The sequence below is a fragment of the Nonomuraea sp. NPDC050022 genome, from assembly GCF_044460705.1.
Classification (GTDB): Bacteria; Actinomycetota; Actinomycetes; order Streptosporangiales; family Streptosporangiaceae; genus Nonomuraea.
Genome location: NZ_JBITKE010000002.1, coordinates 695,188 through 718,725, shown reverse-complemented (window position 1 = coordinate 718,725; position 23,538 = coordinate 695,188). Strand labels below are relative to the sequence as shown.

Sequence of the window (23,538 nt, the reverse complement as noted above, 5' to 3'; positions counted from 1 at the left end):
CGGACCACTTCGGTTGAAGCCTTGAGATCCGGGCCACTTCGGTATGAAGCCGTACGTTGAGATCCGGGGCCACGACGGGCCTGCGCTGCTGCTGGTGCATGGCTGGGGCGGAGACCACCGGACGTGGCGCGCCCTGGACTTCGGCGAGCGCCGGGTGATCGCCCCCGACCTGCGTGGCCACGGCAGGTCCCCGGTGCCCGCCCGTGGATACCGGCCCGTCGACCTGGCCGGCGACCTCGTACCGCTGCTGGACGGGCCGGTGGTGGCCATCGGGCACTCCATGGGCGCCCAGGTGGTCACCGCTCTGGCGGTCGAGCATCCGGAGTTGGTCAGTGCGCTGGTGGTCGTCGCTCCCGCGTATGGCGCGGATGAGGCGGAGGAGCGGCTCATCCCGGGGCGGTTGACGGCGTTGCGCGCCGAGGGCGCGGAGGCGGCGTCGCGGCAGCTCGGGCCGCTGCCGGGGCCGATCGCCGAGCAACTGGCCGCCACGCCGGGCCATGTGCTGGCCGAGTGCTACGCCGGGATGTACACGGTGCCCGGCGCGTTCGGGGTGCGCAGGGAGTCGGAGCGCTACCTGGCCAGGCGCGACTGCCCGGTGCTCGCCGTCCACAACGTGCCGGAGGCCGCGCGGTGGGAGGCGAGCCTGCCCGCACACCCTCGCTCGGCGACCGTGGTGTGGCCGGAGGCGGGGCATTTCCTGCACCTGGAACAGCCGGAGAGGTTCGTCGAGGTCGTGCTGTCCGAGTGGGGCCGCTGACAGGATCGATATCCGGTCGGCGGGTGAGTCGTTCGGGCGGCCGTCACACCCGCAGAAGGGTGATCTGGCGCCCGGACGGCGTGGTCGCCTGCTGGTGAACAAGGCGTTCAGTCCCTCGGCCATGGTCGGCGACGCGACCGTTCGGCGCGTCCTGCGCTCGCGCCGCTTCGGCCCGGCGCCCCGGCATCTCGACACGTCCTGCCGGATCTTCTGGCGCTCTCGAGGCATGGGCTTTCCTAGCTGCGTCCGAGGGTGCTCTGGCGGGGGATCAGCCGGTGCTTGGCGAGCAGCTCGATGCCGGCAACCGGCTGGGGGCCGCTGATCCGCATGATCAGTCGCTCGACCGCCAGTTGGGCGATGGCGGTTTTGTCGGGGGAGATCGTGCTGATCGTGGGGTGGCTGTAGCGGCCGTCCTCGATGTCGTCGTAGCCGATGATGGCGATGTCCTCGGGAACGCGCAGCCCGCGCTCCAGGATGGTGTGGATGGCGCCGGAGGCAACCAGGTCGCTGTAGCAGAACACCGCGTCGGGAGGGTCATCGCGGTCAAGGAGCGCGGCCATCGCGGTCGCGCCGTCGGCCCGGTTGAACCGGGGGGTTCTGATGATCAGTGACTCGTCGACCGGCAACTCGGCTGCGGCGTGCGCGTTGTGAAAGCCGCGCGTGCGCAACTGGGCTGCTTCGCCGGTCGCGTACGGCTGGTCGCCGATGGCCGCGATGCGTTTGCGGCCGAGTGAGATCAGATGTGAGACGGCATCCTGCGAGGCGGCGACGTCGTCGATTCCGATGTGGTCGAACGTGCCGTCGCAGACCCGTTCGCCGAGCACGACCAGGGGCAATGACAGGTCGCGCACGGACAGGTCCTGCTGGGACAGGCCGAGCGGGCTGATGATCATGCCGTCGAACAGGAAGCCTCGGGAGCCGCGCCTGATGAGCTCGCCCTCGTGCTGCCGGTCGCCGTCCGTCTGGTCGATGAGGACGTTGTAGCCGCTCTTGCGCGCGGCCGGAATGATGGCCTGTAAGAGTTCGGCGAAGTACGGGGTGTCCAGGTACGGCACGACGACCGCGATCTGACCTGAGCGGCCGTTGGCGAGGTTGCGGGCGAGTACGTTCGGCCGATAGCCGAGCTCGGCGATGGCGCGCTCGACCTTCTCCCGGGTGGCCGCCGTCACGTGGGCGTAGCCGTTGACCACGTTCGAGACCGTGCGGGGCGAGACCCCGGCGAGCTCGGCAACGTCACGCAGCGTGGCGTCCCGCACGAGGTTCCTCCTGAGTGTAGGGGGCACTCATGTGCCCTGATGTAACGATCATATTTCGGAGATATTGCCTCTTGCCAGAGCCGGAGGGTCAGTGCATAGTCCTTTGCAGCGCTGCAAATGCCAACATACAACACACCTTGCCCAGCGTGGGAGCTTCCCCTCCCCGCGTCATCCGCCGCGCGAGCGCGACATTGCATGCTCCATCCGCCGAGAACCTGTCCGGTGGCATCGACGGCCACGGTCCTCCGGATTGTTCCCGACCGAGTGCGCCCGTAGGCGAGCGTGCAGGGATCGTGTGCGCACCGCCGCGCGGATCGCAGGCCGGCAAGTTGACCCAGGAAGGTCGGAACATTGAGCTTTAGGAACAAGATGGCGCTTCGACGTCTTGTGGTCACGATGTCCATCTCGTCCATCGCCCTTGGCGCGGCCGCCTGCGGAAGCGGTGGAGACGGCGGTGGCACCGCCGCCAAGGCCAAGCCGACGAACTGCACCAACAAGATCGTCCGCCCGGATGCCGCCCGCGTCACGGTCTGGGCCTGGTACCCGAACATGGCCAAGGTCGTCGACAACTTCAACAACGCGCACACCGACGTGCAGGTTTGCTGGACGAACGCTGGTCAGGGCGCCGCCCAGTACGCCAAGTTCCAGACGGCGATCGCGGCGAAGAAGGGCGCGCCCGACGTCATCATGCTGGAGAGCGACCAGTTGGTCGGCTTCGAGATCCAGGACGCCCTGGTCGACATAAGCGCCTATGGCGCCAACGAGGTGAAGGCCAACTTCAGCGACGGCGCCTGGAAGGACGTCTCGCAGGGCCAAGCCGTGTACGCGATACCGGTCGACGGCGGCCCGATGGCGATGATCTACCGCACGGATGTCTTCGAGAAGTACGGGATCAAGACGCCGCCGAAGACCTGGGCCGACTACGCCGAGGCCGCCGCGAAGGTGAAGGCCGCGGGCGGCCCGCTCTTCGGCGATCTCGGCAGCAACGTGCCGGCCGTGGTGACCGCCCTGATGATCCAGAAGGGCGCCAAGCCGTTCACCTACGACCTGGCGAACAAGCAGAACATCACCATCAAGCTCGACGACCAGGCCACCAAGGACGTGCTGAACTACTGGGCCGACCTGGTCGGCAAGAAGCTGGTCGGCACTGCGGACCAGTTCACCACCGACTACATCGCCGGTGTCGTCAACGGCAAGTACGCGACATACGTCTCCGCGGCCTGGGCCCCCGGATACCTGACCGGAGCCGGCGTGGGCAGCGGCGCGTCGAAGGGCAAGTTCGCCGTGGCGCGGCTGCCTCAGTGGGATGTCAACGCGCCGGTCTCGGTGAACTGGGGCGGCTCCGCCTTCGCGGTGACCTCGCAGGCCGCGGACAAGAAGGCCGCGGCCAAGGTCGCGACGGGCCTCTACGCCGATGACGCGTCGCTGACCGACGGCTGGAAGACGCAGACCATCTTCCCACTGAACCAGAGCGTGCTGAAGTCCGACGCTTTCATCAACAACAAGGTCGAGTTCTTCAACGGCCAGACGGCGAACAAGGACATCTATCTCCCCGCGGGGGACGCCTACCAGGGCGCCACGTACAGCCCCTTCACGGTCTACTACTACGCCCAGCTCCAGGCGCAGATCGTGAAGATCAACAGCGGCAAGACCACCGGCGACCAGGCGGCTACCGATCTCCAGGACATCATGGTCAAGTACGCCAAGAGCCAGGGCTTCATCGTTCAGTGATCCGCCGACCGGACGGGCGCCCGCTGCTCTGCTCCGCGCAGTCGGCGGTCGCCCGACCCTCGCTCGTGACACGACGACGCCGCAAAGGGAGACGCGAACCGCCATGGCCCTCACCCGATCGACACCACCCACACCGCTACGCGCAAGCACCGGCACGCGGGACCGAGCCGCCTCGGCGCCACCAGGCCGCCGACTGGCGCGGCGTGGCGCCGTCGGCTGGCTGTTCATCCTGCCGTTCCTGGTGGTGTTCCTGGTCTTCCTGATAGCGCCGCTGCTCTACGCGGGCTACCTGAGTCTTTACACCAAGGGACTCGCGACCGGGACCACCTTCGCGGGCATCGACAACTACATCCGCGCGTTCACCGACCCGTCCTTCCTCACGGGACTGTGGCTGGTGCTGCGGTTCAGCCTCGTGGTCATCCCGCTGCAAATGATCGTCGCGCTGGTGGCGGCACTCCTCTTCGACGAAATCACCGGCCGGCTCGCCCGCTTCTCCCGCCTGATGATCTTCCTGCCGTACGCGGTGCCCGTGGTGATCGGCGCACTGATGTGGGGCTTCCTCTACAGCCCGAGCTTCGGGCCGCTCGAGCAGATCTTCTCGCTGTTCAACACCCAGGCGCCGTTCATGCTCAGCCAGGGCAACATCTTCTACGGTCTGCTCAACGTCGTCACCTGGCAGTGGTCCGGCTATTACATGGTCATCATCTACGCCGCCTTGAAGGGCATCGACTCCTCGATCTACGAGGCGGCCCGGCTCGATGGCGCCACCAGCCTGCAGATCGCGCTGCGCATCAAGGTCCCGATGGTGTCGTCGGCGTTCGCGCTCATCCTGATCTTCTCGCTGATCGGCACCCTGCAGTTCTTCACCGAGCCTCAAGCGCTCGGGCCGATCGCCAACGGCTCGGTGACGCCGGACTACACACCCAACATCTACGCCTTCAATCTGGCCTTTACCTACGCCCAGTTCAACTATGCCTCGGCGATCTCCTTCGCGTTGGGATTCGTCGTCTTCGTGGCGGTCGCGATCTTCATGTTCTTCACCCGCAAGCGAGGGAGCATCTTCACGTGAGCACCGCATCCACCACGAGCGGGTCGAGTCCCCGCCATGTGTCCACCGGGCGCGGGCGGCGTCCCCGCCACGTCTTGGCGAAGCTGCTCATGCTTGCCCTGGTCTGCTACTTTCTCGTCCCGGTCTGGTGGCTCATCGTCGCCAGCACCAAGAACGCCGAAGGGCTGTTCTCCGGTACGGGCGCCCTGTGGTTCAACGGCTTCCACCTGTTCGACAACCTGCGGGACCTGTTCACCTTCAACAACGGCGAATACCTGCGCTGGCTGGGCAACTCGGTGCTGTACGCGCTGGCCGGCGGGATCGGTGCGACGATCATCTCGGTGCTGGGCGGATACGGATTCGCGAAGTACAGGTTCCGTGGGCGCAACGTCGTCTTCGCGCTGGTGCTCGGCTCGGTCATGGTGCCGCTGACCGCCCTGGTGATCCCGACGTTCGTCATGATGTCCAACGCCGGGCTGACCGACACGGTGTGGGCGGTCATTCTGCCCTCGCTGCTCAGCCCGTTCGGCGTCTACCTCATGCGCGTCTACACCGCGGCGTCCGTGCCCGACGACCTGCTCGACGCGGCCCACATCGACGGTGCCGGGGAACTGCGTACCTTCTTCCAGGTGGCGCTGCCGCTGATGCGGCCCGCGGTCGTGACCGTGCTGCTGCTGTCGGTCGTCTCCACCTGGAACAACTACTTCCTGCCGCTGACGATGCTGTCCGACGCGAAGCTGTACCCGCTCACCGTGGGCATCGGCCTGTGGTCGCAGCTGGCCAGCTCGAACAACGGCGGCGGTCAGTCGCTCTGGAGCCTGATCATCGTCGGCTCCCTGGTGTCCGTCATCCCGCTCGTCATCACCTTTCTCACCCTGCAGAAGTACTGGCAGGGCGGGCTGACCGTGGGCAGCCTCAAGTGAACCTCCCGCCCGACGCCACTCATGACCACATCCCCTCGATCTCTGGGAGATCCGTGCTTTCCGCGACCCTCACCCTCAACCCCGCCTTCACCATCGCACCGGTTTCCCGCCGCACCTTCGGCTCCTTCGTCGAGCACATGGGCAGATGCGTTTACACCGGCATCTACGAACCTTCACACCCCACCGCGGACGCCGACGGCTTCCGTGCTGACGTGCTCGCACTGACCCGCGAACTCGGCGTCTCGCTCGTGCGCTATCCCGGCGGCAACTTCGTCTCGGGCTACCGCTGGGAAGACGGCGTCGGCCCGGTCGCGGACCGGCCCGTGCGGCGCGACCTGGCCTGGCACAGCCTGGAGACGAACGAGGTCGGCATCGACGAGTTCATGCGCTGGGCGCGCAAGGCCGACGTCGAGGTCATGTACGCGGTCAACCTCGGTACCCGCGGCGTGCAGGAGGCCCTGGACGTACAGGAATATCTCAACCATCCCGACCGGACCCGCTTGGCGCTCATGCGCCAGGCCAACGGATCCGCGGAACCGTACGGTGTGACCATGTTCTGCCTCGGCAACGAACTCGACGGCCCCTGGCAGACCGGGCACAAGACCGCCCGAGAGTACGGTCGGCTCGCCATGGAGACGGCCCGGGCACTGCGCAGCGCCGAGCCGTGGCTGGAACTGGTGGCCTGCGGCAGTTCCAGCTCCTCGATGCCGACCTTCGCCGCCTGGGAGGCAGAGGTCCTCGAGCTGACCTACGACGCGGTCGACTACATCTCGGCGCACGCCTACTACGAACCGATCGACGGTGACCTGGGCAGTTTTCTCGCCTCGGCGGTCGACATGGACCACTTCATCAACAGCGTCGCCGCCACTGCCGACAGCGTCGGTGCCAAGCTGAAGAGCCCCAAGCAGCTCAAGATCTCCTTCGACGAATGGAACGTCTGGTACCAAAGCGCCTTCCAAGCCACGCAGGAGACCGACTGGCAGGTCGCCCCCCGGGTCATCGAGGACTGCTACAACGTTGTCGACGCCGTGGTGGTGGGCAACCTGCTGATCTCACTGCTGCGGCACAGCGATCGGGTGACCGCCGCCTGCCAGGCTCAGCTGGTCAACGTCATCGCCCCGATCCGCACCGAGCTCGGCGGTCCCACGTGGCGGCAGACGATCTTCCACCCGTTCGCGCTGACCTCCCGCCTCGCCCGCGGCGAGGTGCTGCGTGTAGAGACACAGGCGCCCAGCTACCCGACCGCGCGGTACGGTTCGGTGCCCGTCCTCGACGCCGTGGCCACCCACGACGCCGAGACCGGCGACGTCACGGTCTTCGTCGTGAACCGGCACCTCACCGACGGCATCGACCTGGCGGTCTCACTGGCCGGCTTCCGCCCGGGCTTGCGGGTGTCGGAGTCGTACACCCTCGCCGACGAGGACCTGTATGCCACGAACACCATGGACGACCCCGACCGCGTCGTCCCCAGCGCAGCGAAGGACGCGGACGTCACCGACGGCATCCTGCGGGCAAGCTTGCCGCCAGTGTCCTGGACCGCGATCCGGCTGTCCGTCGACTGACCCGCACGGCCGAGGACGGACACGACGGCTGCGACCGGCGGGGCGTTCTGGAGCACCGTCGTCCAGCCAGGCGACTGGTGCCAGCGACGCCCCGGTCGGTCCGGGCACCGGGCATGCCGATGAGCGTGTGCCCTGTCCGGGTCTGTCAGTGCAGCGGGTGAACCGCGACCGCGCCGTACCACCCGCTTCCCCATTTCCGCACCGACACATTCAGTAGTTGCGTCCGGGTCATGGATTCACCGCAGACTGGTCGTCGAGTCCAGGACGACGCGGCCCGGGAGATCGGCCGGGCGACGGCCCTGGACGGCTGGCGCGGCAGCGAGGTGCTGCCCGGCACCGACGAGCGGGAGCGCCGACGGTTCGGACCGCCCCTTCACGGCCGGTGCATACATTCGGCATACGATCTGTGGCCGGCGGATGCCCATCGTTTGTAGACGCGACCATCTCCCGCCGCTCCTACGCTCCCGGCATGCCGACCAACACTGAGGCCGTGGCCGTCACCGAGACCCGCCTCATCCACGAATTCCACCGCCGCGCCACGACCTTGCTGTCCGAAGCCGCGCTCCGGCCCTCCGTTCCCCTCGCGGCGCTGGCCGAGCTGCGCGAGTTCCTGGTCAAGAACCTGCGCCACCATCACGAGACCGAGGACCACCAGCTGTGGCCGATGATCGAGCCTGCCCGCACACCCTCGCTCGGCGACCGTGGTGTGGCCGGAGGCGGGGCATTTCCTGCACTGGAACAGCCGGAGAGGTTCGTCGAGGTCGTGCTGTCCGAGTGGGGCTGCTGACAGGATCGATATCCGGTCGGCGGGTGAGTCGTTCGGGCGGCCGTCACACACGCAGAAGGGTGATCTGGCGCCCGGACGGCGTGGTCGCCTGCTCGAAAGCGCCTCGTTCCTTCCAGGATGGGGCTTCGGGTCGCCGGTCGAAGACCACCAGCACGCCGGTGGTGAGGGTGAGCCGGTCCAGGTAGCGGTCGAGCTGGGCGAGGCCGTCGGGCTTAGGGTCGTCTCCCTTCGCGCGCCAGACCTTGAGCTCCATGGCTTCCCGTTGCACCAGTCGTTCGCCTTCGGGGCCGGTGTAGGGCCAGCGGACCAGTACGTCCAGGCGCTTGGTGCCGGCGGCGTACTCCCGGTCGAGTTGGCCTCCGCCGTTGACGAGGCGGTGGAGGAAGGCCATGAGGATGATCTGGCAGGCGGCCTCGTGGTAGCCCTCCTGCTGGATGAGGACTTCGCCGTGTTCGCGCCAGAACACGACGAACTCCTCCAGCAGGCGCGGCAGGTCGAAACGGCCGTCCGGCAGCACGAAGCTGTGCGGATCGGCCTTCACGAACCGCTCCGTGCGAGCGCCCAGGACCCGTAGCAGGACTTCTCGGTAAATCGGGTTGGCGATCTCCAGGTCCCTGGTCCCCCGGATGAGGCCCAGATCATGAACGTAGGAGATGTCATCGTCAAAGGAAGTGTCCGTGCCTGGCCACGTTCCCGCCACGATCGGTTCGATCACCCGCTCCACCCGGGGTTCGTGCAGCCGGGCCACGAGTGTGTCCAGATGGGTGGCGCGTGCTCGGATCAGCCGCTCCTTGGCCTCGTCGACCTGGGCGGTGGTGATGGCGCCGCGCATCTCCATCTCAATGGAGACCTCATTGGCGAGGGCGTTGACCAGCCACGGTTGTCCCTGGGTCAGCTCGAAGACCCGGTCCACCGCGTCCTTGGTGAACTCCTGGCCGGTCGCCCGCGTGTGCTGGCCGTACAGCTCGGCGATCTGATCGGCGGTGAAGTCGCCCAGGCGCAGCGACTTGGCGACGATGTTGAACGGGCTGGCAGGGTTGGACCGGCTGGGTTCGCCGCCTGAGGCGACCTTGTAGTCCCGCAGGTCGCGCAGCCCGCACAGCGCCACGGACGTGGGGAACGGCTGGCCCTCTGGCCGTGCGTTGTGACCGTCGCGGAGCTGGCTGAGGATGCTGACCAGGCTGTTGCCCTGCAGGGCGTCGATCTCGTCGAGGAACAGCACCACCCGGCGCGGGCAGCGGCGGCACCACTCGCTCAGCGCCGAACCGAAGCGGGTGCCCGCTGGGGCCTGCGGCCACGGATCCGGAGGCAGCAGCTCCTCTGGCCACCGCGAACGCGCGGCGGCTTCGCGGAGGGACTTCAGCAGGATCGTCTCCGCGGCGGCGTAGTCGTCACCGGCCGACTTGGCGCGCTCGCAGGAGAGCATCAGGGCGGCGGTGTCGCCTTCGGCGGTCAGCTCGGCCGCCAGGGTGCGTAGCGCGGTCGTCTTGCCGGTCTGGCGAGGCGCGTGCAGCACGAAATAACGGTCCATCTCGATGAGCTCGCGCGCCTCTGGGAGTCGCTCCGCAGGGGGCAGCATGTGGTGGCGCTGAGGGTCGCACGGACCGGTGGTGTTAAAGAATCTCGCTCGGGGTGGCCGCATGGTCACATTCTGCCATCACCTTGCCGCTCGCGTCCGGCCAGTCGGAACCACACCGATGCGCTGTTCTCGTCGTGTTCGAATTCCCATGCGTCGGCGAGCATGTCCACCGGTGATCAGCAGGCCGCGCCCATCGGCGCCGAGCCGGAGAGACGCCGTCCCAGTGACGGTGTCTCCCCGGACTACTGCGGCTTCATGCGGATCAGGTGGTCCGGAAGGCGTCGGCATTGCGTGCGCACCAGTCGGCGAAGGTGCCGGGTTTGCGCCCGAGCAGGCGTTCCACGGTGTCGGTGCGGAATCCGGCGGTGTCGGCGCGCATGAGGTGGAACCCCTCGATGATGGCCTCGGCCAGCGCCGGAGGTGCCCCGTTGGGGAATCGGGAGGCTACGGCCTCCTCCGCGGTGGTCACCGGCCGGATCTCGATGTCCCGGCCGGCCGCCGCGGCCAGGATCTTGACCTGTTCGGTGATGGTGAACAGTTCCTCGCCGGTGATGACATATTCCTGGCCTTGGTGGCCGTCGCCGGTCAGGGCCAGGGCGGCTACGGCGGCGATGTCGGCGGGGTCGATCGGCGCGTATCGGCCGGGGCCGACCGGATCGAGGACATAGCCCGCCTGGTGGATGGTGGGCAGCCAGTCGAAAGCGTTGGTCATGAAGCCGCCGGGCCGCAGGAACGTGGCCGGGATGCCGGAGGCCCGGATGGCTTGCTCGCGTTCGTGGTGCCAGCGGCCCATCGCGGGCATCGGGTCGCCGAGCACGTTGAACGAGGACAGGTGCACGATATGGCGCACTCCCACGGCTTGGGCAGCGGCGACGGCGTGCCTGGTGTGGTCGAGGCCGATGCCGGGGGTGAGCAGGAACAGCCGGTCGACTCCGGCGAAGGCGGGCGGCAGCGTCGCCGGGTCGCTCAGGTCGGCCACGACCCGTTCGGCCCGCTCGGGCAGCGTGGCGGCGCGGGCCGGGTCGCGGACCAGGACGCGGAACGGCGCGCCGAGTTCGTCGAGTTGGCGGACGAGCTCGCGGCCGATGTTCCCGGTCGCACCGGTGACCAGTATCATGAGGACTCCTAGATCGTGTACCGGTTAATGATTCGGCAGAACGTTAACCGGTACATGATCTGGCTGTCAATCGCGCCGCGACATCACCGGAGGCCTCGCCGTGCCCGAGTTCCTGGACCTGCACAGCAAGATGTCGAAGGCGCTGCGGGCAGCGGCCGAGACGGCCGTGCGGCGCCACGGACTGCACCTGGGGCAAGATCACCTGCTTGCGGTGCTGTGGCGGCAGGACGGCCGCACCCCGGGCGAGGTCGCCGCCGCGCTGAACGTCACCACCCCCAACGTGGTCAAGGCGGCCACCCGGATGACCACGGCCGGCCTGCTCACCCGGCGCCGCGACGACCGCGACAACCGGCTGGTCCGGCTGTGGCTCACCGACGCCGGGCGTGCCCTGCAGGCTCCCATCGAGAGGGAACGTCGGCTGCTCGAAGAGCAGGTCACCGCCGACCTCACCGAGGCCGAGCGCGAACATCTGCTCAACGCACTGACGAAGATCCACAGTGCGGCGGCCGCCCTGCTGGACGCCCCCATCGATGACCGCGACTCGGCCACCACCTGACGCTGCGACATACGTCGCTTGTGAGGCCGTGTTGTCAGTGCGGGCTGAGATCGTGCCTCTGTGAGCGAACTGGTTGAGCATGTCGATGAGCATGACCGCGTGCTGGGAGTCGTCGAGCGTGAGGAGGCAGAACGCGAGAACTGGCCGCACCGCATCGCGGTGACGATCTGCCGTGATCGCGAGGGGCGGATCTTGGTGCTGCGACGGGCCCGGACGTTGTCCCGATTCCCGGGCCACTACGACGTGTTGGTCGGCGGTGCCGTGGACGTGGGCGAGTCGTATGAGGAGGCGGCGGTCCGCGAGCTGGCTGAAGAGCTGGGCGTTCGTGTGCGGGTGCGCTTCCTGTTCAAGTTCCTTTGCCGGGAAGGGATCAGCCCAGTCTGGTTCGGGGTGCATGAGGCCGTCGTGCCAGAGGTCCTGGTGCCGGACTCGGGTGAGATCGACTGGCTGGACTGGCTGACAGTGAGCGAACTGCTTGATGTCGTTGATCAATGGTCCTTCGTCCCGGGAGGACGGGAAGCTCTGCGCCGATATCTGCGGTCCGGATTCGGCAGCGGTGCGGGCGAGGTGGGAGCCGGGTGATCGGCGATGCCGTTCGGCACGTGGGCCACGGTCAGGGTCGCTGCCTGGGCGACAGCGTTCGCCAGGACATCAGGGCGGCGATGGCCGAGGCCGCGCCGGCCAGTGCGACGACCAACCCCGGGGCCGCGACTTCGCCCAGCGCGCCGCCGGCCGCGGCGGCCAGGCCCTGCAGCGTCATCGTTCCGGTCAGCAGCAGGCCGAACGCCTGACCGCGGTGCGTCTCGGGCACCGCGTCGAGAAACCTGCGGGCCAGCCCGAGCTGGTAGGCGACGCCGAAACCGGACACTGTCATCAGGATGGCGGCGTATCCCGGCGCGGGGTGCAGCGCGAACCCCAGCAGCGGCAATCCGAGCGCCAGCGCGAGGGGGCCGGCCAGCCGCTCCCGACCCGCGGGGCGCACCAGGCGGCCGACGACCAGGTTGCCGGCGAACATCCCGGCGGCGACCGCCGCGAACAGCAGACCGGCCGCGTCAGGCGCGCCGGCCCGCGCGGCGTACGGGACCAGCACGCCCTCGGCGCCGACCATCAGCGCCGGTGCCAGCCATTGCGCCAGCAGCAGCGCCCGGACCGCGGGCCGGCGCAGCAGCGCCCGGTTCACCTGCCAGGTCTCGCCGATGCCGGCCGAATTGCCGGTGCGGCGGCGTGGGTGGTCGGCCAGGCGCAGCCGCAGCAGCCCTGCCGAGGCCAGGCAGGTCGCGGCGGTGATCCAGAGCGCGCCTGGCGCGCCGACAGCGGCGATCAGCATGCCGCCGGTGGCGAAGCCGAGCACCTGGGTGCCGCCGGCCGCCATGGAGAACACGGCACGGCCGAGCACATAACGGTCGCCGTCCAGCAGATCGGGCAGAAGGGCGGTGCGCGAAGCGGCGGCGACGGCGCTGGGTATACCCGTGACGAACACGAGCGCCAGCATGGCCGGTACCGGCAGTAGACCGGCGGCCAGCACGGCGCTGACCGCGGTGCGCAGCACCTCGTAGCCGATCATGACGGTGCGCGGCGGCCAGCGGTCGGCGAAGGCCAGCAGCAGCGTGCCGCCCAGGGCATAGGGCAGGAAGCCCGCCGCGTACGCCAGCGCCGACATCAGCGGCGACCCGGTCGCCGCGTAGACGGTCACGGACAGTGCGAGCATCCGCACCGTCTCGCCGACCAGGAAGAGCGTGTAACTGCCGAACAGCACGCGGAACTGGCCCACGGCGAACACCTCGCGGTAGGAGGCCGGGCGTGGCGCGACGGACGTGGTGGTCATGGCCGACAGCATCACGGCGGCCCGGCCATGCTGGCTATGCTTTCGCGTGGAGGCTAAACATGCTGGCCATCGAGGTGGGACCCGTCGACGTGGCGCGTACCCGCTACGCGATCTCGCCGCTGGGCGAGGCGATGCAGGCGCTGCGCGTCGCGGCCGGCGTGCAGGCCGCCGGCCCGCTCCGGCCGTGGACCGAGCGCATCGCGCCCCGGTACGAGGCGCTGCGCCGGCAGGTGCCCGCGGTCGGGGCGCTGACGGCGCTGTTCCGTCGCGGCGGCTACAACGCCGACTTCATCCATCCGCCGCCGTCGGGCTCCGGTGGCGACTTCGCCGCTGAGCTGGCCGCCGTACGCGCCACGCCGCTGCGCCGCGCACGCCTGGAACTGGCCCGCAACCTGGCGGGACTGCGGACGCCGCCACGTTACGTGCGGCGCGTCCTCGACGCGCCGGACGTGGTCACCCGGCTCGCGGACGCGCTCGAGGCGAGCTGGCAGGCGCTGGTCGAGCCGGACTGGCCGCGGCTGCGGACGGTGCTGGAGCGTGACCTGGTCCGCCGCGCCGGGCACCTGGCGATGTACGGCTGGGCGGCGGCGCTGTCCGATCTCGACCCGCGGGTGAGCTGGCGCTCCGAGGGGCAGGCCGGGACCATCGAGGTGCGTACAGGCTCGCGTACCGAGTGGGACCGGTACCGGCTGGCCGGCAAGGGCCTGCTGCTGATGCCGACGGTGTTCGGCACTTTGATCAGCTATGTTGAGCCGCCATGGCCCTACGCCCTGGTCTATCCCGCCCGGGGCATCGCGGACCTGCTCGGCCCGGTGGCGCCTACACCGGGCGGTGCGGCCCTGAGTCGGCTGGTCGGCCCGCGCCGCGCGGACGTGCTGCGCGCGCTGGACGTACCCGCGACGACGACGCAGCTGGTCGCCCAGCTCGGCCTGAGCCTGGGCACCGTCGGCAGCCATCTGGCGGTGCTGCGCGATGCCGGTCTGGTCACCCGCACCCGCGCCGGCCGGGCCGTCCGCTACGAGCACACGCCGCTGGGCGCGGCCCTGGCGGCCCGCGATCAAGCAGCCGCCCGCGAATAACTCGTGGCGACGTCGGTGGTCATCCCGCGACAATGGCCGACGTTGAGGAGGTCGACATGGAGCAGGTTGACGTAAAAGAGGTCGACGTAAAAGAGGTCGACGTAAAAGAGGTCGAGGTCGTCGTCGCCCATAACGAGCGCGCGACCCTGCGCGTCGGCGACGTGTTCCTGAAGATCGACGCCGATCAGACGCGCACCGACGTCGAGGTCGAGGCGATGGCCATGGCACCGATCCCGACTCCGGAGGTCCTGTGGCGCAAACCGCCCGTGATCGCACTCGCCGCCCTCCCAGGGACGGCGCTCGGCCGTCTCGGTGAGCCGTCGGCCGCGTCGTCGGCGGCGTGGGCCGCGGCGGGTGCCGCCGTACGGCTGCTGCACGACGCGCCGCTGCCGCCATGGCCCGGCCAGAGCATCGACGAGATCGCAGCGCGTCTCGACGGCGAATGCGAGCGGCTTGTCTCGAACGGCGTCCTTCCCGCCGACCTGGTCACGCGCAACCGCCGGATCGCCGAGGCCGCGCTCCGGCCGTGGAAGCCGGTGTTCACGCACGGCGACCTGCAGGTGACCCACGTGTTCGTCGATGGTGATGAGATCACCGGCGTGATCGACTGGTCCGAGGCGGCCCAGGGCGACGCCCTGCATGACCTGGCCATCTTGACGTTCGGGCACGAGGAGCGCCTTGGTGACGTCGTCGCCGGCTACGGCACCGACGTCGACCTCGACGTGATCCGCGCGTGGTGGTCGTTGCGCAGCCTGGTGGCGGTCCGCTGGCTGGTCGAGCACGGCTTCGACCCCTTCTTGCCAGGCTGCGAGGTCGACGTGCTGAGATCCCGGATGTGAGGCCGCACAAGCCCGACGGCCACGAGTGCCGTCGCGAGATTCACGTGGTGCGGCCCGGCCGGGCATGAGGTTCACGTGGTGCGGCCCGGCCGGGCATGAGGTTCACGTGGTGCGGCCCGGCCGGATATTCCGTGGCGGACGTCGCGGGGGAGCGATCACACTGGGCGCAATGGACAGGACAGTCAGCGCATGGGTCACATCGGGTGGCGATCGGCTCGGTGTCATCGGCCCGTTCGCAGTGAATGTGCCGTGGTGGGCCGAAGTGGAGCCGGTCGTCGCGCACCTGCGCCAGGCGCTCGGCGTGGACGTCCTGGTGCTGCGCCTGCTGGAGGTGGATGGTGGCGAGGGCGGCCGTGGTGGTCATGTGATCTATCACGTCGAAGCGCTGGAGCGGCCCGCCCCCGGCCGGCTGACGGGTGCGCTGCCCGCCGATCATGCGGTGCTGGACAGGCCCGAGCCGCTGCGGACGCCGTGGGCGCGGATCGACGGGCTGCGGGAGCTGTTCAGCTGGGCGGCGGACGCGCTGAGGGCGGCCGGGCGACCGCTGACGGGGCCGATCCGGCAACGTAAGACCTGGAATCTGGCCGGGCTGTTCCTCCTGCCCACCGCCCAAGGACCGCTATGGCTGAAGGCCACGCCCCACTTCGCCACCGACGAGGCCACCGTCATCGACGCGTTCGCGGCCCTGGATCCGGGCCTGGTTCCCACGGTCGTGGTGTCGGGACCGCGGCGCGTCGTGCTGGAGCACCTTCCCGGCGAGGACTGCTGGGACGCTCCCGTCGAGATCATCGACAGCGCCGTGACGCGACTGGTCGCCGCCCAGGCCGGCTTGGCGGGTGTGATCCTGCCCGGAGTGCCCGACAGGCGCGGAACCGCCGTCGCCGACCGGGTCCGCGACCTGCTAGCCGGTGACGTGGGCCGCGAGCTGACCGCCGAGGAGTTGGCGGGGGCCTACGAGCTGGTCGAACGGTGGCCCTTGCTGGCCGAGTGCGGCCTGCCCGACACGATCGTGCACGGTGACTTCCACCCGGGAAACTGGCGCAGCGACGGCGGCCCGCCGACTGTGGTGGACTTCGCCGACGCGCACCTCGGCAACCCGGCGCTGGACGGAATACGGGCTCGCGACTGGCTTCCTCCCGCCGGCCGGCCCGCCGCCGCCGCGGCCTGGATCGCGGCCTGGACCGCCCACGTGCCCGGTTGCGACGCGGCGCGCGCACTCGCGATCGCCGAACCGCTGTCCCATCTTCACTACGCCGTCCGCTACCAGGAGTTCCTGGACGGCATCGAACCGTCGGAGCGGATCTACCACCTCGACGACCCGGCCACCAGCATCCGCGCCGCCCTGCGTGCCGCTGTGATCATGGGCTGACGATTCGACCGATGACCACGCGGGCGTACCGTTACCCCGGGCAGTTCCGGCGGCCGATGTTCTGTCCGGCACCGACGACGGAGACCCAGACAGGGCTTTCCGGTGCCGTGGCGGCGGCCGTGCACACGATCTGCGCCACGGCCAATGTGGACAGTTTGCCGGCCGGAGTGGACGGGTTCACCGCCCAGTGGCCGGGCTGACGGCCTGGCGCGGCGGTCACCGAGAACGGGGCGGCTTCGGGCGGCACGTCGGTGGTGAGTCCTTGCGCCCGTTCGCTCGCGGTGGGTCCGGCTGCCAGCAGCGCGAGCGTGTCCCCTTGGGACAGTGGCGGACCGGGCCGCGTCACCGCGCTGAGCCGGCCGTTCTTCAGCAGGTAGAGGGTGGTCGTCGGGGTTCGTGCGACGGGCCCGCTCGGCGGGGCGCCGGCGCGGATGACGTCGGAGGGCCGCACGCCGCAGCCGGCCACGGCGACGAGCGATACGAGGCCCGCGGCGAGCACGCGGCGGGCGAGCCCGGTCCTCACTCGGGGCCTCCGTCCTGATCGTGCGCCCGGCGTGGCAGGCGCAGCGTGAAGATGGCGCCGCCGTCCGGGGCGTTGGTGACGGTGAGGTCGCCTTGGTGCAGGCGCGCGTTCTCCCGCGCGATGGCGAGGCCGAGACCGCTGCCCTCGGACCTGGCCCTGGCCGCGCTGGCCTTGTAGAACCGGTCGAACACGTGCGGCAGCACCGCTTCCCTCAGCCCCGGTCCGTGGTCGCGGACCTCGAGAGCGAGCCATCGCGGGTCGGCGGAAAGCCGGACCGACACCGGTGGCTCGCCGTGCCGCAGGGCGTTGCCGACCATGTTCGCGAGGATGACGTCCACTCGGCGTGGGTCCAGCCGGGCCGTCACCTCGGGTGGCAGCTCGGTGTGCACCTGCTCCGTCCAGCCCCGGGTACGCAGGGTCGCGCCCACCAGCTCGGCCACGTCGATCTCGTTCAGCGCGAGGGCCGCGACGCCGGAGTCGAACCGGCTGATCTCGATGAGGTCGTTCACCAGCCCGGTGAGGTTGAGCGTCTCCTGGCTGACCAGCCTGGCGGCCCGGCCGGCGGGCTCGGGCAGCTGGGCCGCCTCCTCGTCGAGGACGTCGGCGACCGCGGTGAGCGCGGCCAGCGGGGTGCGCAGCTCGTGGGACACGTCGGCCACGAACCGGCGGGCGTCGGCCTCCATCTCGCGCAGCTGCTTGACGTGCCGTTCCAGCTCCGCGGCGGTGTTGTTGAACGTGCGTGCCACGTCGGCCAGCTCGTCGGAGCCGCGGACCGCGATCCTGGTCCGCAGGTCGCCCTCGCCCAGCAGGCGTGCCGCCCGGCCGAGCTCGCGCACCGGGCGCAGCACGCCACGGGTGGCCAGCAACGCCAGGACGACCGCGAACGCCAGGGCCGCCCCGCCGATGAGCCAGGCGAACACGGTGAGCTGGTCGATGCTGCGTTGTTCGGCAAGCAGGCTGCGCGCGGCGTACACCTCGATGCCGGACACCCGGGTCGTCCGGTCCGGCTCGGTGATCAGCAATGGCGCGCCGATGATCAGCCAGGGCGTGCCCTGCCGCACCACGCGTTGCCACGCGATCTGGCCGTCGGCCACCGCCTGCCGCAACTGCGGGGAGATCACCCCGAGATCCAAGGCCAGCACCCTTCCGCCCGGCCTCAAGCGCCCCGGCGGGGCGATCGGCGAGTGCGTCTCGCGGTACATGGCGACCGCGTACTCCACGCTGTCCTGGTCGGGCACGGCGGCGGCGATGTCGTCGAGCTCGTCCGGGCCCGGCACCGGACTCCGCAACGGGTAGAGCGCCGCCAGGCGGCTTCTCATCGTCTGCACCGTGGCATCCTGGGCGCGCTGCAGGATGTCGTTGCGGGCTTGGACGTAGAGCCCGCCGGCCACCGCCGCCGTGGTGACCACACACAGCAGGGCGAACGCGAACAGCAGCCGGGTACGCAGCCCCAGATTCGGCCGAAATGTCACGGGCGGCCTATACCGGCCCGAACCGGTACCCGAACCCACGCACCGTCTGCACGTAGACCGGCGCCGCCGAGTCGTCCTCGATCTTCGCGCGCAAGCGCTGCACGCACGCGTCCACGAGACGCGAGTCGCCGAAGTACCCCTGCTCCCACACCGACTCCAGCAGCTGCTGGCGGCTGTGCACCCGGCCCGGCGTGCCGGAGAGTTCGAGCAGCAGGCGCAGCTCGGTCGGGGCGAGGCTGACCGGTACGCCGCGGTTGACGACCACCAGACCGGCCCGATCGATGGTCAGGTCCCCGTGCCGCTCCAGCTCCGCCTGGTCCCGGCCGATGCGCCGGAGTATCGCGCGAATGCGTGCTTCGAGCACCCTGGGCTGCACCGGCTTGACCACGTAGTCGTCGGCGCCCGCCTCCAACCCGGCCACCACGTCCATGTCGTCGCCGCGCGCGGTCAGCATGATGATCGGTACCTCACGGGCGGCCCGAATGCGGCGGCAGACCTCGAACCCGTCCATGCCAGGCAGCATCAGATCGAGCACGACGACGTCGGGAAGATCCGCACGCAGCCGGTCCAGCCCCTCCTCGCCGGACTCCACGGCGCGCACCCGGTGCCCCTGCCGGGTCAGGGCCAGCTCAAGGCCCTCTCGTACGGCCGGGTCATCCTCGATCAACAACACTCGCGACACGCCGCCGAGTATCACAGCACGCTCCGTAACTTGCCTGTCGGTCAACCCCATCCACTGTCGGCCGGTCGTGTCCCCGCCCCGTCCGCGCCGTGTCATGGTTGTGTCACGATTGCGCCTACGGTCGCGCCGACGGTCGCGCCTGCTCGCGCCGACGGTGGCCGCCGTCGAGAAACGGTGACATGCGGCTGACAACGCACGCACATTCGGCGTCAAGCCTAGTCGCCATGAACGAGCCACGCACGATCCCACCTCGGCCCCGAGATCGGCTGTACGCCGCGCTCACGCTGGTGCTCGCCGTGCTCCTGCTGCCCGCGGCGTTCGCCCGCCGTCCCGGCCGCGCCCGCGAACTGGCCTGCCGCTGGGCGCTGTGGATGCGATTCCCCGCCGAGGACCTCACCGGGCTCACCGACGGCGCCATGGCGGCGTTCAGCGCGGCGCGCACCGAGGCGCTGTGGCGTCATGGCCAGCTCATCGGCCTCACCTCGGGATACCGCGATCCCGTTGTCCAGCAGCGGATGTTCGACGAGGAGGTGCGCCGCTCCGGCTCCCCGGCCTCGGCCCGCATGCTCGTGTTACCCCCTGCGGAATCCAGTCACGTCAAGGGCATCGCGCTGGACGTGCGCCCGCACGAAGGCGCGCGCTGGCTCGAGGAACACGGCGCCCGCTACGACCTCTACCGCATGTACGACAACGAGTGGTGGCACTTCGAGCACCGCCCGGACAGGTGCGGCACGCCACCACGTCGACGACCCCACCCCGGCGTGGGCTACGTCATCGAGAACGGGGGTCAGACGTAGCCCATGCGCTACAGGGCGGAGTGGTTATCGCTGATCGCGCAGACTTTCGCACTCCGCGAGGATCATCGTCCACGAGGCGGCGGGCAGCCGCGCCGTCAGCCGGTCGCCGTCAGCCTGTACGGCCAGCGGCCCCGGAAGGGCCTCCACCCGGTGCGGGTCGTCCCCGGCGGCGATCACCGAGGCCGACACCGGCCGGACCGCCGCCGGGAACCGGACGGAGAGGTCGAGGTCCTGGTCGGGCGACCGGTTGACGGCGAACAGCGCCACCTGGGACCCCTCGACGGTGGCCACCGCCGACAGCGCGGGCGCCTCGCCGTGCCGTTCGGTCTCCAGGAGCGGCCCGGACGGCTCCACCCGCAGTACGGTGCCGCGCGCGTGCCGGGCCGTCAGCGCGAACGGGTGGAAGATCGTCTGACGCCAGGCCGGGCCGCCGGGCTCGGTCCTGATCGGCGCGATGATGTTGGCCAGCTGCGCCTGGCAGGCGATGCTCACCCGGTCGGCGTGCCGCAGCAGAGTGATCAGGAAGTCCCCCACCACCACGGCGTCCGCGGCGGTGAAGGTGTCCTCGATCAGCTCCGGCGCCTCCTGGAACGGCGAGCGCTCGCGCCCGGTGAACCGGCTCTGGTTCCAGACGTTCCACTCGTCGAAGGACAGGTTGATCTTCTTCTTGCGCCGGAGCTTCGCCCCGATGTGGTCGGCCGTGGCCACGATGGCCGAGATGTAGCGGTCCATGTCCACGGCGCTGCAGAGGAAGCCGGGCAGGTCGCCGTTCTCCTCGTAGTAGTTGTGCAGCGACAGGTAGTCGACCGCGTCGTAGGCGTGTTCGAGCACGGTGGCCTCCCACGCGCCGAACGTCGGCATCCCGCTGTTGGAGCTGCCGGACAGCACCAGCTCGATGCCGGGGTCGACGAGCCGCATGGCCTTGGCGGTCTCGTTCGCGAGCCGTCCGTACTCGTGCGCGGTCTTGTGGCCGATCTGCCAGGGTCCGTCCATCTCGTTGCCGAGACACCAGAGCTTGATCCCGTACGGGTCGGTCACTCCGTGTTTGACCCGCAGGTCCGACCACTGCGTGCCCGAGGGGTGGTTGGCGTATTCGAGCAGGTCGCAGGCCTCCTGGATGCCCCGGGTGCCGAGGTTGACGGCCATCATCGGCTCCACCTCGGCGGCCCGGGTCCAGGTCATGAACTCGTTGAGCCCGAACGCGTTCGTCTCGATCTGCCGCCAGGCCAGGTCCAGCCGGGAGGGCCGGTCGGGGCCGACGCCGTCCTCCCAGCGGTAGCCGGAGACGAAGTTGCCTCCCGGGTAGCGGACCACGCTCACGCCCATCTCGCGGGTCAGCTCCAGCACGTCGGTGCGGAAGCCGTTCTCGTCCGCCGCCGGGTGGCCCGGTTCGTAGATGCCGGTGTAGACGCACCGGCCCATGTGCTCGACGAACGAGCCGAACAGGCGCCGGTCGACGGGGGCGATGCGGAAGGAGGGGTCAAGGGTCAGGTGTGCTTGTGGCACAGGTCAGGCTCCTCGGTAGACGCGTACGTAGTCGAAGTCGGCGTTGATGGCCGGCTGGGCCCCTCCGTGGGCGATCAGGCCGACGCGCACGGCCGTGTCCTTGGGGAAGGTCCACACGCCGCCCCAGGTCCAGGTCTTGCCGTCGCGGCTGGATCCGGCGCGGAACTCGTGCTCCCCGTTGGCCGGGTCCACGTGGTGCGCCAGCCGCAGCCAGGTGGTCTTGGCGGGCGGGCCGACGATGTTGCCGCCGTAGGACAGGCGGTCGGCAAAGGTCAGCTCGCGGCCGTACTCGACCTGGCGGGTGTTCCAGATGGCGACCTGGGACAGGCGGGCGAAGTCGTCGTCGGAGGCGTAGGCGATCAGCCCGGCCTGCTGGTAGTTGCGGACGGCGTCCTCGCCCAGGTCGAGCGTGACCTTGGTCTCCACGACGTAGTCGCCCTTGGGGGCCTCGCGCAGCAGCGCCGACGCCTTGTTGCCGGCCCCGACCAGGTCGGTGCCCTGGACGGGCCAGCGCAGCATGCCCTCTTCGGTCTTGGCCGCGGTGTCCTGCCGCACCCAGGTCCAGCGGGAGTCGAGCGGCCCGTTGAACTCGTCGGCGTCCAGCAGCCTGCCCGTACGCGGCGTCGCCGCCGCCTTGGTGACGGCCTTGAACAGCGGGTCGGCGGAGACGTTGTCGAAGTCGGCGCCCCCGTCGGTGACCAGCCCGATCGGGCCGTTCGCGCGGCCGGTGACGGTGACGCTAGCCTGCGGGTCACGCAGCCGGGCCTCGGTCACCTCGGCGGTGATCGTTCGTCCCTTGACGGTGACGGCCAGGTTGTGCCAGGTCGAGGCCCCTCCGGGCAGCGCCACCGTACGCGACGCGCCGCCCGAGGTGAGCGTCAACCCGTCGCGCGAAACGACCGCGGTCGTGCCACCTATGCGAATCCCAGCGGACTTGTCCGTCTTGAGGTCGGTCTCGACGCGCATGTCCCCGCCGAGCGACTTGCGGCTGATGAGCGTGCCCTGGCCACGGACATACCCATCCTGTACGGTCCAGCCGGCCGTGTTCCGCCAGCCCGACAGATCGCCCGCGAACCGATCGTCCACGACCCCCCGGGTCACCGGCCTCTCCCGCGACTGCTCGGAAGGCCCGGCCCCCGCGCGCACGGCCGGCCAGCCGTCGATCCAGTCCAGCCGGTCCAGCAGCATGGGCCGCTCGTTGATCCCGTACGGCTCGTCCAGGAACGGGTCGTTTCGATCGATGGCGTGGTAGAGCATCCAGTCCTGACCGGAAAGGTCGGTGAGCTGGGCGTGGTGGCCGGTGCCGATGAAGCGGTTGCCGTTCTGGTCCAGGACCGGGGTGCCACCGGCGCGCGAGGCCAGCAGCGGCACGCCCTCGCGGTCGACGAACGGCCCGCGCGGGCTGGTCGAGCGCCCGGCCAGCACCGAGTAGCCGGTGGTCGGCCCGGCGCAGCAGTTCGCCGAGGAGCCGAGCAGGTAGTAGTAGCCGTCGTGGCGCACCACGTACGCGCCCTCGAACTTGTTGTCGATCGCGACCTGCCGCGGCTGCCCGGTGGCGTGCAGCCCGTCGGCGGACAGCTCGGTCACCCACAGGCCGCCGAAGAACCCGCCGAAGTACAGGTACTTGCGCCCGTCCACGTCGGTGAACTGCGCGGGGTCGATCGTGTTCCAGTAGGAGTTGCCCGAGGGGCGCGGGGCGACGACCGGGGCGTCGATGTGCGTCCACGGCCCGGTCGGCGTGGGTGCCGTGGCGGCGCCGATCGAGTAGTCCCAGTTGGCGGGCGTGGTGGCGGTGTCGGTGACGGTGAAGTACATGACGTACCGGCCGTCGAGGTAGCGGATGTCCGGGGCCCAGAACAGGCTGCCCGGCGCCGCGTACGACGGCAGGTTGTCCGGCCCGAACGCGTCGCCCACGTAGGTCCAGCTGACCAGGTCGCTGGAGCGGGAGATCGGCAGCCTGTGCAGGACCTTCTCGCCCTCGCGCAGCGGGTCCGAGGTGCCGTAGGAGTACCAGTAGCCGTCCTGTCCGCGGATCACCGACGGGTCGGCGAAGGTGTCGGAGAAGGAGTTGGACACCGGATTGGTGAAGAGGGAGAGGATCAGTGTGGCGATGACAGCCAATGGGTGCAT

The 23,538-nt window shown here is 69.8% G+C and carries 21 protein-coding genes; 12 read left to right on the top strand and 9 right to left on the bottom strand.

The window, feature by feature from the left end:
- Positions 1-43 precede the first annotated feature (43 nt).
- Positions 44-757, top strand: coding sequence for an alpha/beta hydrolase (locus ACIBO2_RS09880; RefSeq protein ID WP_358552521.1), 714 nt, complete (start codon positions 44-46; stop codon positions 755-757).
- Positions 758-993: 236 nt separating this feature from the next.
- Here ACIBO2_RS09880 and ACIBO2_RS09875 read toward each other — a convergent pair whose 3' ends face one another.
- Entirely contained in the window at positions 994-2,013 is a 1,020-nt protein-coding gene (locus ACIBO2_RS09875) for a LacI family DNA-binding transcriptional regulator (protein WP_358552523.1), read from the bottom strand.
- 396 nt (positions 2,014-2,409) lie between these two features.
- Here ACIBO2_RS09875 and ACIBO2_RS09870 point away from each other — a divergent pair, with 396 nt between their 5' ends.
- The 5 genes from ACIBO2_RS09870 (at position 2,410) to ACIBO2_RS09850 (ending at position 8,064) form a co-directional block, all read left to right on the top strand.
- Positions 2,410-3,744 carry an extracellular solute-binding protein gene (locus tag ACIBO2_RS09870; RefSeq protein ID WP_397296291.1) on the top strand — a complete coding sequence of 445 codons (1,335 nt, stop codon included), beginning with the start codon at positions 2,410-2,412 and terminating at the stop codon, positions 3,742-3,744.
- Between the two features lie 103 nt (positions 3,745-3,847).
- The gene (locus ACIBO2_RS09865) at positions 3,848-4,813 is read left to right on the top strand and encodes a sugar ABC transporter permease (RefSeq protein WP_358552527.1); all 966 of its coding nucleotides are present in this window, start codon (positions 3,848-3,850) and stop codon (positions 4,811-4,813) included.
- Positions 4,810-5,715 carry a carbohydrate ABC transporter permease gene (locus tag ACIBO2_RS09860; RefSeq protein WP_358552529.1) on the top strand — a complete coding sequence of 302 codons (906 nt, stop codon included), beginning with the start codon at positions 4,810-4,812 and terminating at the stop codon, positions 5,713-5,715. Before ACIBO2_RS09865 ends, ACIBO2_RS09860 begins: the two co-directional genes overlap by 4 nt.
- 53 nt (positions 5,716-5,768) lie before the next feature.
- Positions 5,769-7,277: an alpha-N-arabinofuranosidase gene (locus ACIBO2_RS09855; protein ID WP_397296289.1), complete on the top strand. Its 1,509-nt coding sequence runs from the start codon at positions 5,769-5,771 to the stop codon at positions 7,275-7,277.
- A gap of 469 nt (positions 7,278-7,746) precedes the next feature.
- Entirely contained in the window at positions 7,747-8,064 is a 318-nt protein-coding gene (locus ACIBO2_RS09850; RefSeq protein ID WP_358552533.1) for a hemerythrin domain-containing protein, read from the top strand.
- Between the two features lie 43 nt (positions 8,065-8,107).
- Here the strand turns inward: ACIBO2_RS09850 and ACIBO2_RS09845 are convergent, their stop codons facing one another.
- A complete protein-coding gene (locus tag ACIBO2_RS09845) occupies positions 8,108-9,643 on the bottom strand; it encodes an AAA family ATPase (protein WP_397296287.1) in 1,536 nt (511 codons plus the stop codon).
- Between the two features lie 262 nt (positions 9,644-9,905).
- The gene (locus ACIBO2_RS09840) at positions 9,906-10,760 is read right to left on the bottom strand and encodes an NAD(P)H-binding protein (RefSeq protein ID WP_397296285.1); all 855 of its coding nucleotides are present in this window, start codon (positions 10,758-10,760) and stop codon (positions 9,906-9,908) included.
- Positions 10,761-10,860: 100 nt separating this feature from the next.
- Between ACIBO2_RS09840 and ACIBO2_RS09835 the strand changes: the two genes are divergently transcribed.
- Together ACIBO2_RS09835 and ACIBO2_RS09830 are read left to right on the top strand one after the other, a co-directional pair.
- Positions 10,861-11,316 (top strand): MarR family winged helix-turn-helix transcriptional regulator, encoded by a 456-nt coding sequence (locus ACIBO2_RS09835; protein ID WP_358552539.1) that lies wholly within the window; start codon positions 10,861-10,863, stop codon positions 11,314-11,316.
- A gap of 60 nt (positions 11,317-11,376) precedes the next feature.
- The gene (locus tag ACIBO2_RS09830; RefSeq protein WP_358552541.1) at positions 11,377-11,898 is read left to right on the top strand and encodes an NUDIX domain-containing protein; all 522 of its coding nucleotides are present in this window, start codon (positions 11,377-11,379) and stop codon (positions 11,896-11,898) included.
- Positions 11,899-11,929: 31 nt separating this feature from the next.
- Here the strand turns inward: ACIBO2_RS09830 and ACIBO2_RS09825 are convergent, their stop codons facing one another.
- Positions 11,930-13,141, bottom strand: a complete 1,212-nt coding sequence (locus tag ACIBO2_RS09825; protein ID WP_397296283.1) for an MFS transporter — start codon at positions 13,139-13,141, stop codon at positions 11,930-11,932.
- 59 nt (positions 13,142-13,200) lie between these two features.
- Here ACIBO2_RS09825 and ACIBO2_RS09820 point away from each other — a divergent pair, with 59 nt between their 5' ends.
- The 3 genes from ACIBO2_RS09820 (at position 13,201) to ACIBO2_RS09810 (ending at position 16,428) form a co-directional block, all read left to right on the top strand.
- Complete coding sequence (locus ACIBO2_RS09820) at positions 13,201-14,220, top strand: DUF5937 family protein (protein WP_397296281.1); 1,020 nt, start codon at positions 13,201-13,203, stop codon at positions 14,218-14,220.
- A gap of 56 nt (positions 14,221-14,276) precedes the next feature.
- On the top strand, positions 14,277-15,059 hold the full coding sequence (locus ACIBO2_RS09815; protein WP_397296279.1) for an aminoglycoside phosphotransferase family protein: 783 nt from the start codon (positions 14,277-14,279) through the stop codon (positions 15,057-15,059).
- A 169-nt stretch (positions 15,060-15,228) separates the two neighbouring features.
- Positions 15,229-16,428, top strand: coding sequence for an aminoglycoside phosphotransferase family protein (locus tag ACIBO2_RS09810; protein WP_358552549.1), 1,200 nt, complete (start codon positions 15,229-15,231; stop codon positions 16,426-16,428).
- 31 nt (positions 16,429-16,459) lie between these two features.
- Here ACIBO2_RS09810 and ACIBO2_RS09805 read toward each other — a convergent pair whose 3' ends face one another.
- From ACIBO2_RS09805 to ACIBO2_RS09795, 3 genes are read right to left on the bottom strand one after another with little or no spacing between them, the layout of a single operon-like run.
- On the bottom strand, positions 16,460-16,951 hold the full coding sequence (locus tag ACIBO2_RS09805; RefSeq protein WP_358552551.1) for a hypothetical protein: 492 nt from the start codon (positions 16,949-16,951) through the stop codon (positions 16,460-16,462).
- On the bottom strand, positions 16,948-18,423 hold the full coding sequence (locus ACIBO2_RS09800) for a HAMP domain-containing sensor histidine kinase (protein ID WP_358552553.1): 1,476 nt from the start codon (positions 18,421-18,423) through the stop codon (positions 16,948-16,950). The genes ACIBO2_RS09805 and ACIBO2_RS09800 overlap by 4 nt, the downstream gene beginning before the upstream one ends.
- Positions 18,424-18,430: 7 nt before the next feature.
- The gene (locus tag ACIBO2_RS09795; protein ID WP_358552555.1) at positions 18,431-19,105 is read right to left on the bottom strand and encodes a response regulator transcription factor; all 675 of its coding nucleotides are present in this window, start codon (positions 19,103-19,105) and stop codon (positions 18,431-18,433) included.
- A gap of 224 nt (positions 19,106-19,329) precedes the next feature.
- Between ACIBO2_RS09795 and vanY-N the strand changes: the two genes are divergently transcribed.
- Positions 19,330-19,902, top strand: coding sequence for a D,D-peptidase/D,D-carboxypeptidase VanY-N (gene vanY-N / locus ACIBO2_RS09790; protein WP_358552557.1), 573 nt, complete (start codon positions 19,330-19,332; stop codon positions 19,900-19,902).
- A gap of 24 nt (positions 19,903-19,926) precedes the next feature.
- On the opposite strand, the gene ACIBO2_RS09785 is transcribed toward vanY-N, so the two are convergent.
- Complete coding sequence (locus ACIBO2_RS09785) at positions 19,927-21,408, bottom strand: alpha-N-arabinofuranosidase (RefSeq protein WP_397296276.1); 1,482 nt, start codon at positions 21,406-21,408, stop codon at positions 19,927-19,929.
- 3 nt (positions 21,409-21,411) lie between these two features.
- A complete protein-coding gene (locus ACIBO2_RS09780; RefSeq protein WP_397296274.1) occupies positions 21,412-23,538 on the bottom strand; it encodes a family 43 glycosylhydrolase in 2,127 nt (708 codons plus the stop codon).

Bases quoted from the DNA above. Each gene is read 5' to 3' on its own strand.
- ACIBO2_RS09845 (WP_397296287.1), bottom strand. From the start codon at position 9,643: ATGCTGCCCCCTGCGGAGCGACTCCCAGAGGCGCGCGAGCTCATCGAG.
- ACIBO2_RS09850 (WP_358552533.1), top strand. From the start codon at position 7,747: ATGCCGACCAACACTGAGGCCGTGGCCGTCACCGAGACCCGCCTCATC.
- ACIBO2_RS09820 (WP_397296281.1), top strand. From the start codon at position 13,201: ATGCTGGCCATCGAGGTGGGACCCGTCGACGTGGCGCGTACCCGCTAC.
- ACIBO2_RS09840 (WP_397296285.1), bottom strand. From the start codon at position 10,760: ATGATACTGGTCACCGGTGCGACCGGGAACATCGGCCGCGAGCTCGTC.
- ACIBO2_RS09825 (WP_397296283.1), bottom strand. From the start codon at position 13,141: ATGACCACCACGTCCGTCGCGCCACGCCCGGCCTCCTACCGCGAGGTG.
- vanY-N (WP_358552557.1), top strand. From the start codon at position 19,330: ATGAACGAGCCACGCACGATCCCACCTCGGCCCCGAGATCGGCTGTAC.
- ACIBO2_RS09810 (WP_358552549.1), top strand. From the start codon at position 15,229: ATGGACAGGACAGTCAGCGCATGGGTCACATCGGGTGGCGATCGGCTC.
- ACIBO2_RS09870 (WP_397296291.1), top strand. From the start codon at position 2,410: ATGTCCATCTCGTCCATCGCCCTTGGCGCGGCCGCCTGCGGAAGCGGT.
- ACIBO2_RS09780 (WP_397296274.1), bottom strand. From the start codon at position 23,538: ATGCACCCATTGGCTGTCATCGCCACACTGATCCTCTCCCTCTTCACC.
- ACIBO2_RS09815 (WP_397296279.1), top strand. From the start codon at position 14,277: ATGGAGCAGGTTGACGTAAAAGAGGTCGACGTAAAAGAGGTCGACGTA.
- ACIBO2_RS09865 (WP_358552527.1), top strand. From the start codon at position 3,848: ATGGCCCTCACCCGATCGACACCACCCACACCGCTACGCGCAAGCACC.
- ACIBO2_RS09880 (WP_358552521.1), top strand. From the start codon at position 44: ATGAAGCCGTACGTTGAGATCCGGGGCCACGACGGGCCTGCGCTGCTG.